Below are 12,435 nucleotides of genomic sequence, written 5' to 3' on the forward strand. Positions count from 1 at the left end.
CCGCTTCTCTGTCGTCATCGACAGGCCCCGGAGTCCGTGCCCGAAGAGGCAGGAGGACCCGGTGGCCACCGAAGCCGAGGCCGTGACAGACGCCGACGCCATGCGTCGGGCCATCGCGCTGGCCGCGAGCGGGCTCGGTTCCACCAGCCCCAATCCCGTCGTCGGATGCCTGATCCTCGATGCCTCGGGACGTCCCGTCGGCGAGGGCTTCCACCGGCGCGCGGGCGGGCCGCACGCCGAGATCCACGCCCTGCGCGCGGCCGGTGAACGGGCCCGCGGCGGCACGGCGTACGTCACGCTCGAACCCTGCGATCACACCGGCCGCACCGGCCCCTGCTCACAGGCGCTCGTCGAGGCCGGTGTCGCCCGGGTCAGTTACGCGGTGGCCGATCCGAATCCCCGGGCGACCGGCGGGGGAGAGACCCTGCGCGCGGCCGGGATCACCGTCGAGCAGGGGCTGCTCGCCGAGGAGGCCGAGGCGGGCAATATCGCCTGGCTCACCTCCGTACGGCTCGGCCGCCCCCATGTCACCTGGAAGTACGCGGCCACCCTCGACGGCCGGATCGCCGCCGCCGACTCCACCAGCCGCTGGATCACCTCCGCCGAGGCCCGCGCCGATGTGCACCGGCTGCGCGCCGAGGCCGACGCGGTCGTGGTCGGCTCGGGCACCGCACGCACCGACGATCCGCATCTCGCGGTACGGGGGATCGAGGGCGCCGTACAGCCGCTGCGCGTCGTGGTCGACACGGAGGCCACCGCCGTACGGCCCGGCGCCCGGATCCTGGACGGTGCCGCGCCCACCCTGATCGCCGTCGCCGAGGACGCCGCTCCCACGGACTCCGCCCATCTCCCCGATGTCGTACGGCTGCCGCGCGGTGCCCGCGGTCTGGACATCCCCGCCCTGCTCAGGGCCCTGTACGAACGCGGCGTGCGCTCCGTACTGCTCGAAGGCGGTCCGGCCCTCGCCGGTTCCTTCGTCGCCGCCGGAGCGGTCGACAAGGTCATCGGCTATCTCGCCCCCGTCCTGCTCGGCGCGGGTCCCGCCGCCCTCGCCGACGCCGGAATCACCACCATCGCCGAGGCGTTGCGACTCCGGATGACGGAGAGCGTACGGATCGGCCCCGATCTGCGGATCACCGCGATCCCGGAACCCGCGGGACCGGCCGCGCCCGCCGTGGCCGCGCGCGGGCCCGCCGCTGTGACCGCCGTGACAACCGCACCCGCTGTCCCGGGCACCACCACCACGAAGGAGCGTTGAGTGTTCACCGGAATCGTCGAAGAACTGGGTGAGGTCACTGCCGTCGAGAACCTCGGCGACTCCTCACGCTTCCGCCTCCGCGGCCCCGTCGTCACCGAGAACGCCAAGCACGGCGACTCGATCGCCGTCAACGGAGTCTGTCTCACGGTCGTGGACTTCGGCGACGGCGAGTTCACCGCGGATGTGATGGCCGAGACCCTCGACCGTTCCAGTCTCGGAGCCCTGGAGACCGGCTCCCGGGTCAATCTGGAGCGCCCCATGGCGCTCGGCGGCCGGCTCGGCGGCCATATCGTCCAGGGACATGTGGACGGCACCGGCACCATCGTCGAGCGCAAGCCGTCCGAGCACTGGGAGATCGTCAAGATCTCGCTGCCCGCCGCGCTGACGCGCTATGTCGTCGAGAAGGGCTCGATCACCGTCGACGGTGTCAGTCTCACGGTCGTGGACGCCGGGCCGGACTACTTCACCATCAGCCTCATCCCCACCACCCTCGCGCTGACCACCCTCGGCATCAAGGCACCCGGCGACCCGGTCAACCTCGAAGTCGACGTCATCGCGAAGTACGTCGAGCGGCTGCTCGGCGCCGGAGCGGGCATCGGCGCCGCGGCCGTGGAGTCCGTCCGCGCCGCGGGCGGGGAGTCCGTCCGGTGAGCGCCCTTTCCTGGCTGAACGGTGAGGCCTTCACGGCCTTCGACCAGCACATCCTGTGGTCCGACATGATCGGCAACACCATCGGACTGGCCGCGCTCGCGCTCGGCTGGCGGCGCTCGATCTGGACCTGGCCCGCCCAGCTGCTCTCCGGGGTCATCCTCGTCGGCGCCTATGCCTCGGCCCAGCTCAGCGGTGGCGTCGGCAAGCAGCTTCTGGTCATCGGGGTCGCGCTGTGGGGCTGGCGCCAGTGGCAGCGCGGTACGCGGCAGGCCCAGGACGGCTCCATCGCCGTCCGGTTCGCGACCTGGCGCGAGCGCGGTGTGCTCCTCGGCGGCACGGCGCTGGGCACCCTCGCCGTCGGCGGCCTGTTCGTCGCCGTCCCCGAACTGTCCTGGAACCCCTGGCCCGACGCGTACATCTTCGTCGGCACGCTCGCCGCGATGGTCGCCCAGGCACGCGGGCTCGTCGAGTTCTGGTTCGCCTGGCTGCTCGTCGACATCGTCGGCGTACCGCTCGCGTTCAGCAGCGGACTCGCCTTCTCCGGCTTCGTCTATGTGATCTACCTCGTCCTCGTTCTGTGGGGAATGCGTGACTGGTGGCTGCGCTCCCGCGCCGGCGCCCCGTCCCTGGAAGGAGCAGCAGCATGACATCCCGCCCGTCAGCGACAGCCCGCCCGTCAGCCGTCACCGCCCTCGACGAGGCACCGCACACCGTCCCGCCGCCCGTCACCTGGTACTCCACGGACAACGCCGAGGATCTCTCCCTCGACCCGGTGGAGCAGGCCATCCGCGACATCGCGGCCGGCCGGCCGGTCGTCGTCGTGGACGACGAGGACCGCGAGAACGAGGGCGACCTCGTCATCGCCGCCGAGAAGGCCACCCCCGAGATCGTCGCCTTCATGATGAGCGAGTGCCGCGGACTGATCTGCGCCCCGATGGAGGGCCCGGAGCTGGACCGGCTCGAACTCCCGCAGATGGTCGACCACAACACGGAGTCGATGCGCACCGCCTTCACGGTCTCCGTGGACGCGGCGCCCGTCCACGGCGTCACCACCGGGATCTCCGCCGCCGACCGGGCCACCACGCTCCGGCTGCTCGCCGCGGGCGACGCCGAGCCCGGCGACTTCGTCAGGCCCGGCCATGTCTTCCCGCTCCGCGCCAAGCCCGGCGGTGTGCTCGTACGGAACGGGCACACGGAGGCGGCCGTCGATCTGGCCCGGCTCGCGGGGCTGCGTCCGGCCGGCGCGATCGTGGAGATCGCCGGTGAGGACGGGGTGATGCTGCGGCTGCCCGAACTGATCCCGTTCGCGCGCAAGCACGGTCTGACGATCATCTCCATCGAGGATCTGATCGCCTACCGCCGCACCTCGGAGCCGTCCGTCCAGCGCGCCGCCGAGGTCCGGCTGCCCACCGCCTTCGGCGACTTCACGGCGTACGGCTACCGCTCCACCGTCGACGGCGTCGAGCATGTCGCCCTCGTCCACGGGGACATCGGTGACGGCGAGGACGTGCTCGTACGCGTCCACTCCGAGTGCCTCACCGGCGATATCTTCGCCTCGCTGCGCTGCGACTGCGGCCCCCAGCTCCAGGCCTCGATGGAGCGTGTCACCGAGGCGGGGCGCGGCATCGTCGTCTATCTGCGCGGTCACGAGGGCCGGGGCATCGGGCTGCTCTCCAAGCTGCGCGCGTACGAACTCCAGGAGCGCGGCCGCGACACCCTCGACGCCAATCTGGAGCTCGGCCTGCCCGCCGACGCCCGTGACTACGCGGCGGGCGCGCGGATCCTCGACGACCTCGGTGTGCGCAGTCTGCGGCTGATGACCAACAACCCCGACAAGACCGCCGCGCTGGTGCGGTACGGGCTCCGGATCACCGGACGTGAGCCGATGCCCGTCCAGGCGGGCGAGCACAACCTCCGCTATCTGCGCACCAAGCGCGACCGGATGGGGCACGACCTGCCCTGGCTCGACGCCGCCGTCGGCGCGTCCGCCTGCGGCAACCAGTAGGGCCCGGAGCACGCGCGAGCACCGCTCGGCGGCGACGGCTCCGGCACCGACGGCTCCGATCCAACGGCTCCGGCAAGAACAACTTCTGCGAACAGCACAGCTACAAGGAGAGACGTGAGCGGCAAGGGCGCACCCGAACTGAGTGTGAAGAACTGCGGAGACCTCCGGGTCGCCGTGATCGCGGCACTGTGGCACGAGAAGATCATGGACGGCCTCGTCGACGGCGCCCTGCGCGCCCTCACGGAACTCGGTATCGACGAGCCGACCCTGCTGCGTGTCCCGGGCAGCTTCGAACTGCCCGTCGTGGCCAAGGTGCTCGCCGGGCGCGGCTACGACGCGGTCGTCGCCCTCGGTGTCGTCATCCGGGGCGGCACCCCCCACTTCGAGTACGTGTGCCAGGGCGTCACCCAGGGCCTCACCCAGGTCTCCGTCGACACCGGGGTGCCCGTCGGCTTCGGCGTACTGACCTGCGACACCGAGGAACAGGCTCTCGACAGGGCCGGGCTGGAGGGCTCGCACGAGGACAAGGGCCATGAGGCGGTCACCGCGGCCGTCGCCACCGCGGCCACCCTGCGCACCGTCGCGGAACCCTGGCGCTGACCCCCTCCACGGGCCGCGTAAAGTGACTTCCACCATGTCCAAGAAGACGTTCGAGGAGCTCTTCGCCGAGCTTCAGCAGAAGGCCGCCAACGGCGACCCCGCGACCTCCCGTACCGCCGAGCTCGTGGACAAGGGCGTTCATGCCATCGGCAAGAAGGTCGTCGAGGAGGCGGCCGAGGTGTGGATGGCCGCCGAGTACGAGGGCAAGGAAGCCGCCGCGGAGGAGATCTCGCAGCTCCTCTACCACGTCCAGGTGATGATGGTCGCGCGCGGAATCTCCCTCGACGACGTGTACGCCCATCTCTGACCGGCTCCGGGCCGGTGCCCGCGGGCACCGGCCCGGCCGGTTCCGTACCGGCCAGGTCTCCGTACAACCACCCCTTCGCACAAAGGAATCCGCCCCATGCTGCGCATCGCCGTCCCCAACAAGGGTTCACTGTCCGGACCTGCGTCGGCGATGCTCCATGAGGCCGGATACCAGCAGCGCAAGGAGTCCAAGGAACTCGTCCTGGTCGACCCGGACAACGAGGTGGAGTTCTTCTACCTCCGTCCCCGGGACATCGCGATCTATGTGAGCTCCGGCCGGCTCGACATCGGTATCACCGGCCGTGATCTGCTGCTGGACTCCGGCGCCAACGCGGAGGAGATCCTTCCGCTCGGCTTCGCGCGTTCCACCTTCCGGTACGCCACCAAGCCGGGCACCGCCGGCGGTGTCGAGGAGTTCGGCGGTATGACCGTCGCCACCTCCTACGAGGGCATCGTCGCCAAGCACCTCGCGGACAACGGCGTCGACGCCTCCGTCGTCCACCTCGACGGCGCGGTCGAGACCGCCATCGAGCTGGGTGTCGCCCAGGTCATCGCCGATGTGGTGGAGACCGGCACCTCGCTGCGGAACGCGGGTCTCGAAGTGGTCGGCGAGCCGATCATGACCTCCGAGGCCGTCGTCATCCGGCGCACCGGCGGGAGTGCGAACGAGCCCAAGGTCCAGCAGTTCCTGCGCAGGCTCCAGGGCGTCCTGGTGGCCCGTACGTACGTGATGATGGACTACGACTGCCGCGCCGAGCACCTGGAGCGGGCCGTCGCCCTCACCCCGGGCCTGGAGTCGCCGACCATCTCCCCGCTGCACAACGAGGGCTGGGTCGCCGTCCGCGCGATGGTCCCGGCCAAGGAGGCGCAGCGGATCATGGACGATCTGTACGAACTGGGCGCCCGTGCCATTCTGACCACGGCGATCCACGCCTGCCGTCTCTGACGCGAGCCTGCCCTACGCCACTCCGATGCCACCCCGGGAAGACCAGGAACCGATGTCCGCTCCCGCGCCCCAGTCCGACCCGTCGGATTCATCCGATACGCCGGAATCGATTCGCCCGCAGTCCGGTCCGCCGCGGCCCGGTCCGTCCGAAGCCGTGGAGCCCGTGCTTCCGGTCACCTTCCGGCCGACCAGGACCCGGATCGTCCTGCTGACCGTGGGGGCGTTCATGTTCACCGTCATCACGGCCGTCGCCCTGCTGCTGGAGAACCTGGGCGCGGGGGAGCGGGCGAGCTTCATCCTCACGGCCCTGGTCTTCCTCGGCATACTGACGCTGCTCAGCCGCCCCAAGGTCGTCGCGGACGCCACCGGGGTCACCGTGGTCAATCTCACCCGTACGCGCCGACTGGAGTGGGCCGAGATCCTCCGGGTCAATCTGCGGTCCGGAGATCCCTGGGTCTTCCTCGATCTGAGCGACGGCAGCAGCCTGCCCGTGCTGGGTATTCAGCCCGGTGTGGCCAAGGCGCACGCTATCCGTGACGCGCGCGCCCTGCGCGCGCTGGCCGAAACGCACGGCACCGGTACGGAGAAGAACTGACCCCGCGGAGCGGAGCCCGGCCGTCCACGGCCGCGCCACAGGGGCGTACGCCACTGCCCTCTCACGCCCTCTCTTGATTACTCTGGTGGCGGAGGCGCCGAGTGCGCCCCCGCCCCGCATCAGACGGCCGTGACGGCCCGCGGGGCACCTGCGACCCGAGGAGTGACTCCCTCCAGCAATGGACGGATCGTCCGGTAGTACCTGCGCCGCCCCCTTCGACGAGGCGGCGGCATGACCATCCCCCTTCTGCTGCTCGCCGCAGCGTTCCTTCTGATTCTCGCCAACGGCTTCTTCGTGGCCGCCGAGTTCGGCCTGGTCACGGTGGACCGCCCGGACGCCGAGCGCGCCGCCGCCGGCGGCGACCGCCGCGCCCGCGCCGTCGTCCGATCCCTGCGGGAGCTGTCCTTCCAGCTCTCCGGCACCCAGCTCGGTATCACCATCACCTCGCTGGTCGTCGGCATGCTCGCCGAGCCCGCGCTCGCCGGGCTGCTCGACGGGCCGCTCTCCGCGACCGGACTGCCCGAAGGGGCCGTCTCCGGTGTCGCGGTGGTGATCGGGATGCTGCTCGCCTCCGCCGTCCAGATGGTGATCGGCGAACTCGTACCGAAGAACTGGGCGGTCTCCAGGCCGCTCCAGGTCGCCCGGTTCGTGGCGGGCCCGCAGTATCTCTTCGCCACCGTGTTCAGGCCGGTGATCTCCCTGCTCAACACCGTCGCCAACCGGCTGGTGCGGGTGCTGGGCGTGGAGCCGACCGAGGAACTCGCCTCGGCCCGCACCCCCGGCGAACTCGTCTCCCTGGCCCGTCACTCCGCCCGCGCGGGCACCCTCGAACAGGACACCGCGGATCTGTTCGTACGGACGCTCTCGCTGGGGCGGCTCACCGCGCAGCACGTGATGACCCCCCGGGTGAAGGTGAGCGCCCTCCAGAGCGACGCCACCGCGGCGGACGTCCTCAATCTCACCCGTGCCACCGGTCTCTCCCGGTTCCCCGTCTACCGGGAGCGCATCGACGAGATCGTCGGCATGGTGCATCTCAAGGACGCCCTCGCCGTGCCCGTGGCGGACCGGCTGCGCACCCCGGCCGGGGAGATCGCCGTACCGGCCCTGCTGGTGCCCGAGACCCTGCCCGTACAGCAGCTCCTGGAGCGGCTGCGCAACGAGCAGCCGATAGCCGTCGTGGTCGACGAGTACGGCGGTACGGCCGGGGTCGTCACCCTGGAGGACATCATCGAGGAGCTGGTCGGCGAGGTGCGCGACGAGCACGACGCCGAGGGCGACGGACGGCCGGAACTGGCCCCTGTCGCCTCCGAGGACGGCCGCCCGGCCTGGGACGCGGACGGCAGCGCCCGGGTCCCCACCCTGCGGCGGATCGGGCTCGACGTACCGGACGGCCCCTACGAGACCCTGGCCGGTCTGGTCGCCGATCTGCTGGGACGGATCCCGGCCCCCGGCGACAAGGCGGAGCTGCCCGGCTGGCGGCTGTCCGTGCGCCAGGTGGACCGCTACCGCGCCGAGCGGGTCCGGCTGGTACGCACCGCCGACGCCCCGCCGGGCACCGCGGCGGAGGCCCCGCCCATGACCGCCGCGGACGTCCTGCCCGCGACCGCGGCCGCGGCGGACGGTCCGCCCGTGACCGCCGCCGACATACCGGCCGGCGCCCCCGCGATGGCGGAGGGCGCCCGATGAGCGCCCTGCAACTCGTCTTCGCCGTGGTACTGGTCCTGGCGAACGGCTTCTTCGTCGGCGCGGAGTTCGCCCTCGTCTCCGTACGCCGCAGCCAGATCGAACCGCACGCCGCGCGCGGCTCCGCACGCGCCAGACAGGTGCTGCACGGTCTGGAGAACCTGCCGCAGATGATGGCCGCCGCGCAGTTCGGCATCACCGTCTGCTCCCTGACCCTCGGCGCGGTCGCGGAACCGACCGTGGCACGTCTGCTGGAACCCGTCTTCCACACGGTCCATGTGCCCGAGGGCCTGATCCATCCGCTGGGCTATGTGATCGCCCTGGCGCTTGTCGTCTCGCTGCATCTCGTCATCGGCGAGATGGTCCCGAAGAACCTCGCCATGGCCGCCCCGGAGAAGGCCGCGCTCTGGTTCAGCCCCGGCCTGGTCGGCTTCGCCCGGCTCTGCCGTCCGGTGACCGCCGGTCTCGGCGCGTGCGCCCGGCTGGTGCTGCGGGCCTTCCACGTCGAGCCCAAGGACGAGGTGGAGGCCGTCTTCACCAGCGAGCAGCTCAACCGGCTGGTCGAGGACTCGGGCCAGGCGGGACTGCTGGAACCCGAGGCGCAGGAGCGGCTGGAGGACGCGCTGGAACTGGGCAGCCGCCCGGTCACCGATGTGCTGCTCCCGCACGCCTCACTGGTGACGGTGCCCCCCGCGGTCACCCCGCGCCAGATCGAGGAGCTGACCGTACGCACCGGCTACTCGCGCTTCCCGGTCTGCGCGGAGAGCGGCGGCGTCTTCATGGGCTATCTGCATGTGAAGGACGTCCTCGATCTGGAGGCGGGGGAGCGGGCCGTGCCGCAGCATGTGTGGCGGCCGATGGCGACGCTGCGGGCGGAGCTGCCCCTGGACGACGCGCTCACCGTGATGCGCCGCGCGGCCACCCATCTCGCCCAGGTGGCGGACGCGTCGGGGCGGGTGCTGGGGCTGGTGGCGCTGGAGGATGTCCTGGAGAAACTGGTCGGCGAGGTCCGGGACCCGTCGCACCGCGAACGCGTACCGAAGGGAGCGGTGGTCGGCGGCCAGCGCGCGGACAAGGCGGCGCAGGTTTTGGCGCACTGATCGCCATTCGCGCCTGGCGGCGCGGGGGCGGGTGGGTGGGTGGTGCGGGTGTCGGGGCACTCCGGAGGTGCATGTCCGGACGGCATGATTTACGCCGCGTGCGGGTCTCGCTGTCGGGTGCGGCCCGGTGTGCGGCACAAATCACGCTTCAGTGTCCGGACACGCACCTCCTGCGACCCCGCCCCCCTCCCGCCGGTGGTCCGGCTGCGGGCCGCAATTCAAGCCCGTCCGGCGATTGAGGACGGACCCGCACCACGGCCCCTAGCCGGGAGGAGGCGGGGGCGTGCCTCGGCCTGAGAGCACCTCGCCGTACGCCTGCATCAGGTCCGGCAGGCGCAGTGTCGCCAGGTCGTCGCGGGTGGGCGTGCCGCTGTAGCCGGAGAGCCGCAGGTCGCGGTACGCGCAGCTCTTCTCGTACAGCGTGCGGACGAAGCGCCCGTTGCCCAGCTCGTCGATCCACCCCTGGTCCACCACATGCCCGCTGATCGACAGCAGCTCGTCCACGGACTCCTCGTCCCAGAGGTCGCCGTTCTCCGCGGCCAGCACACGGCCGATGGCGGTCAGCTCCAGCGGGCGGTAGCTGGGGAAGTCGACCCGGCTGGTGAAGCGGGAGGAGAGGCCTGGGTTGGTGGCGAGCAGCCGGTCCATGCCCTCCGGGTAGCCGGCGAGGATGACCACGAGATGGTCGCGGTTGTCCTCCGCGCGCTTCAGCAGCACCTGGAGGGCCTCGTCGCCGTACGCGTCGCCCTTGGTGTATCCGGAGTTGGAGAGGCTGTACGCCTCGTCGACGAAGAGCACCCCGCCGATCGCGGAGTCGATCAGCTCGTTCGCCTTGACCGCGGTCTGCCCCAGGAACTCGCCCACCAGATCCGCCCGCTGGGCCTCGACCAGGTGGTCGCCGCCGAGCAGTCCGAGGGCGTAGAAGATCCGTCCGAGGATGCGCGCCACGGTGGTCTTGCCGGTACCGGAGGGGCCGGAGAAGACAAAGTGACGTTTCGGCGGCTGGACGGGCAGTCCCTGACCGGCCCGGAGGCGGGCCATGTTGAGCTGCGCGGAGATCGCCTTGACCTGGCGTTTCACCGGATCGAGACCGACCATCCGCTCCAGCTCGGCCAGCGCCTCCGCGAGCAGCGCCGGATCGGTCGGGCCCTCCGGGAATCTGGGCTGGGCCGGCTGCGTGGGCGGCGGCACCTTCTCCCGTACGTCGTCGCGCGCCGGTGCCGGGACCGCGCCGCCCATCGGGGGCGGGGTCTCACGCCCGAGCAGTACGTCGGAGCCGGTGGGCTCCTCGCTCTCGCCCTGCGCGTCCGCCGTGTCCTGGCCGAAGCCGGTCAGCGCCACCGAGGCCAGCCCCACCGGATCATCCGGCCCCTCGTAGCCGTCGAAGTCGGTGATCGCGGCCAGCCGGGCCGCCGTGTCCATGAACGCGGGGTCGAGCCGGTGCACGGCCCGGTAGAGGGGTAAGGCGGCGGCGCTGCGCCCGGTGCCCTCATGGGCGCGCGCCAGCCAGTACCGCAGCTCCTTGCGCTGGGGCTGTTCGCTGCGGCAGCGCATCAGCGCGGTGGACAGCAGCGGCAGGGCCTGCCCGTACATCTCCAGCCGGACCCGGGCCATCCCGCCGAAGAGGCCCGCCTCGATGCCCAGCAGCGGATCGTTGACGAGCGGCTCGGTGTGGCGCACCAGCTGGTCCCAGTCCTTGACCAGATAGGCGCGGCAGGCGTGCAGGAACCGCACCTGCGGATCGGCGTCCACGGGCGGCAGCCCCGCCAGCGCCCGGTCCAGCTCCGGCACGTGCCGGCCGTCCAGCCAGTGCGAGGCGTGGGCGAGCAGCAGATCGCGCCCGTTCTCCAGCACCGGCTGCACCCACCAGCCCAGCCAGTACCAGGAGTTGAGGGTACGGCGGTGGCGGGCGCGCTGTTCGCCGAAGCGGTCGCGGTGGCGGTACATGTGCAGCAGCGCGGTGGTGGTGTCGACGCGCAGCGCGTGCAGCCCGAGCCAGCCGTCGGCCATTCCGGGATCGAGCCGTACGGCGGTCCTGAACTCCTCCTCCGCCTGGGGGTAGGCCCCCATCGTGTACGCGTCCACACCTCGCGCCCAGGCGAGGTCGGCTGGGGCGGCGGTGCCGCCCTGCGTGCCGATGTCCATCAGGCCCCCCACAACAAACCGTGCCCCCGGATTGTCCCGCCGGGCGGGCGCCCGTCGGCAGTGTGCTGAACCACCCTCTGGCGGACGGGAATTGACCCTACCGAATGGCATCGTACCTGCGCAGAGGGTGTGCGGCTAAGGGCACCACTCAGAGGCCACGGCAGTGACCGAGGGTGAGCGGGCGGAGGCGCGCGACAGCCGGAAACCGGCGAAGAGGGCAGAACGAAGCCCCCGATCACGGGGGAACAACCGGGGGCTTCGCGTCTGCGGCGGCTCCGAAAAGCCGCACATTGAGAACGTAAGACCTGTCCGGCCCCTCGGTCAAGCGGAGTTGGGTACTCGTCCGGGGTCGATTTCCGACTGCTCAGTATGGCGGCCGAAACTGATCACCGTGGGTGATGGTCTGGTCGTGCATCGCGGTCGAAACGGGCCCCGGGAGCATCACGTACCCCTCCAGCAACTCCCTCACCAGCGCATCGGCGAAGGGCCGGGACGGGTCCGCGGAGAAATGGCGAGTCTCCGCCGTTGTCCAGCCGTCCCAGAAAGTGGACAGACCGGGACCGTCCCGCCGCCGGCCCCGCTCCCAGGACTCCTCGGCGCCCCGGTCCATCCAGTGCAGCCGGGCGAGATACGGCCGCAGCGCCCGGCGCCCGGCTCCCACGCCCTCGATCAGTACGACGGGAGCGGCGGGCAGCTCGCGCGGCTCGGTGAAGCGCCGCAGCGTCCAGTCGTACGCCTCGTAGTGCGCCGTCGCGCCCCGCGCGAGCGGCTCGATGATCCGCTGCATCAGCCGCTCCGTCCACGCGAACAGTTCCTCGTGCGAGGCCAGATCGTCCAGACGCAGCACGGGCGCGCCGTCGAGCGCCGCCGCGAGGCGCCCCGCGAAGGTGCTCTTGCCGGAGCCCGCGTGGCCGTCGACGGCGATCAGCCGGACGGGCCCGCAGGAGGGCGGCAGGGCGCGCAGGCCGGCGGCGGCCCCGGTCAGGTCGGTCATCCGCCCACCCTACGAGGTCCCAGGTCACGCCACTGGTCGAGACCAATATTGATCAGGCGACGCGAGGTGAATCGCTGGCAGAAGGCCGTCACGAACCGGGATAGTGGCGATGCCGGGCAGCCGCCGGCTCTCCCCGGCCCTTCGTATCGTTC

12 protein-coding genes are annotated in these 12,435 nt (G+C 71.4%); 10 read left to right on the forward strand and 2 right to left on the reverse strand.

The window, feature by feature from the left end:
• The first annotated feature begins 100 nt into the window (after positions 1-100).
• From ribD to OG214_RS32160, 10 genes are all read left to right on the forward strand, one after another.
• Entirely contained in the window at positions 101-1,258 is a 1,158-nt protein-coding gene (gene ribD, locus OG214_RS32115; RefSeq protein ID WP_405987678.1) for a bifunctional diaminohydroxyphosphoribosylaminopyrimidine deaminase/5-amino-6-(5-phosphoribosylamino)uracil reductase RibD, read from the forward strand.
• Entirely contained in the window at positions 1,259-1,909 is a 651-nt protein-coding gene (locus tag OG214_RS32120) for a riboflavin synthase (RefSeq protein WP_363083476.1), read from the forward strand. It abuts the gene before it with no gap.
• Positions 1,906-2,556: a nicotinamide riboside transporter PnuC gene (locus OG214_RS32125; RefSeq protein ID WP_405986691.1), complete on the forward strand. Its 651-nt coding sequence runs from the start codon at positions 1,906-1,908 to the stop codon at positions 2,554-2,556. The genes OG214_RS32120 and OG214_RS32125 overlap by 4 nt, the downstream gene beginning before the upstream one ends.
• The gene (locus OG214_RS32130; protein ID WP_405986692.1) at positions 2,553-3,914 is read left to right on the forward strand and encodes a bifunctional 3,4-dihydroxy-2-butanone-4-phosphate synthase/GTP cyclohydrolase II; all 1,362 of its coding nucleotides are present in this window, start codon (positions 2,553-2,555) and stop codon (positions 3,912-3,914) included. Before OG214_RS32125 ends, OG214_RS32130 begins: the two co-directional genes overlap by 4 nt.
• A gap of 114 nt (positions 3,915-4,028) precedes the next feature.
• The gene (gene ribH / locus OG214_RS32135; RefSeq protein WP_363083479.1) at positions 4,029-4,514 is read left to right on the forward strand and encodes a 6,7-dimethyl-8-ribityllumazine synthase; all 486 of its coding nucleotides are present in this window, start codon (positions 4,029-4,031) and stop codon (positions 4,512-4,514) included.
• Between the two features lie 34 nt (positions 4,515-4,548).
• Positions 4,549-4,821, forward strand: coding sequence for a phosphoribosyl-ATP diphosphatase (locus OG214_RS32140; protein WP_018850137.1), 273 nt, complete (start codon positions 4,549-4,551; stop codon positions 4,819-4,821).
• A 96-nt stretch (positions 4,822-4,917) separates the two neighbouring features.
• Positions 4,918-5,766, forward strand: coding sequence for an ATP phosphoribosyltransferase (gene hisG, locus OG214_RS32145; RefSeq protein WP_365900601.1), 849 nt, complete (start codon positions 4,918-4,920; stop codon positions 5,764-5,766).
• A gap of 163 nt (positions 5,767-5,929) precedes the next feature.
• Positions 5,930-6,361 carry a PH domain-containing protein gene (locus OG214_RS32150; protein ID WP_405986693.1) on the forward strand — a complete coding sequence of 144 codons (432 nt, stop codon included), beginning with the start codon at positions 5,930-5,932 and terminating at the stop codon, positions 6,359-6,361.
• Between the two features lie 231 nt (positions 6,362-6,592).
• Complete coding sequence (locus OG214_RS32155; protein ID WP_405986694.1) at positions 6,593-8,047, forward strand: hemolysin family protein; 1,455 nt, start codon at positions 6,593-6,595, stop codon at positions 8,045-8,047.
• The gene (locus OG214_RS32160) at positions 8,044-9,144 is read left to right on the forward strand and encodes a hemolysin family protein (protein WP_363085324.1); all 1,101 of its coding nucleotides are present in this window, start codon (positions 8,044-8,046) and stop codon (positions 9,142-9,144) included. The genes OG214_RS32155 and OG214_RS32160 overlap by 4 nt, the downstream gene beginning before the upstream one ends.
• A 261-nt stretch (positions 9,145-9,405) precedes the next feature.
• On the opposite strand, the gene OG214_RS32165 is transcribed toward OG214_RS32160, so the two are convergent.
• Both OG214_RS32165 and OG214_RS32170 read right to left on the reverse strand, forming a co-directional pair.
• Positions 9,406-11,289: an AAA family ATPase gene (locus OG214_RS32165; protein ID WP_383033511.1), complete on the reverse strand. Its 1,884-nt coding sequence runs from the start codon at positions 11,287-11,289 to the stop codon at positions 9,406-9,408.
• Positions 11,290-11,653: 364 nt separating this feature from the next.
• Positions 11,654-12,283 carry a uridine kinase gene (locus OG214_RS32170; protein WP_405986695.1) on the reverse strand — a complete coding sequence of 210 codons (630 nt, stop codon included), beginning with the start codon at positions 12,281-12,283 and terminating at the stop codon, positions 11,654-11,656.
• Positions 12,284-12,435 lie beyond the last annotated feature (152 nt).

This window comes from Streptomyces sp. NBC_00872 (assembly GCF_045161915.1).
Classification (GTDB): Bacteria; Actinomycetota; Actinomycetes; order Streptomycetales; family Streptomycetaceae; genus Streptomyces.

Bases quoted from the DNA above. Each gene is read 5' to 3' on its own strand.
- OG214_RS32160 (WP_363085324.1), top strand. From the start codon at position 8,044: ATGAGCGCCCTGCAACTCGTCTTCGCCGTGGTACTGGTCCTGGCGAAC.
- OG214_RS32155 (WP_405986694.1), top strand. From the start codon at position 6,593: ATGACCATCCCCCTTCTGCTGCTCGCCGCAGCGTTCCTTCTGATTCTC.
- OG214_RS32165 (WP_383033511.1), bottom strand. From the start codon at position 11,289: ATGGACATCGGCACGCAGGGCGGCACCGCCGCCCCAGCCGACCTCGCC.
- OG214_RS32140 (WP_018850137.1), top strand. From the start codon at position 4,549: ATGTCCAAGAAGACGTTCGAGGAGCTCTTCGCCGAGCTTCAGCAGAAG.
- OG214_RS32170 (WP_405986695.1), bottom strand. From the start codon at position 12,283: ATGACCGACCTGACCGGGGCCGCCGCCGGCCTGCGCGCCCTGCCGCCC.
- OG214_RS32130 (WP_405986692.1), top strand. From the start codon at position 2,553: ATGACATCCCGCCCGTCAGCGACAGCCCGCCCGTCAGCCGTCACCGCC.
- ribD (WP_405987678.1), top strand. From the start codon at position 101: ATGCGTCGGGCCATCGCGCTGGCCGCGAGCGGGCTCGGTTCCACCAGC.
- hisG (WP_365900601.1), top strand. From the start codon at position 4,918: ATGCTGCGCATCGCCGTCCCCAACAAGGGTTCACTGTCCGGACCTGCG.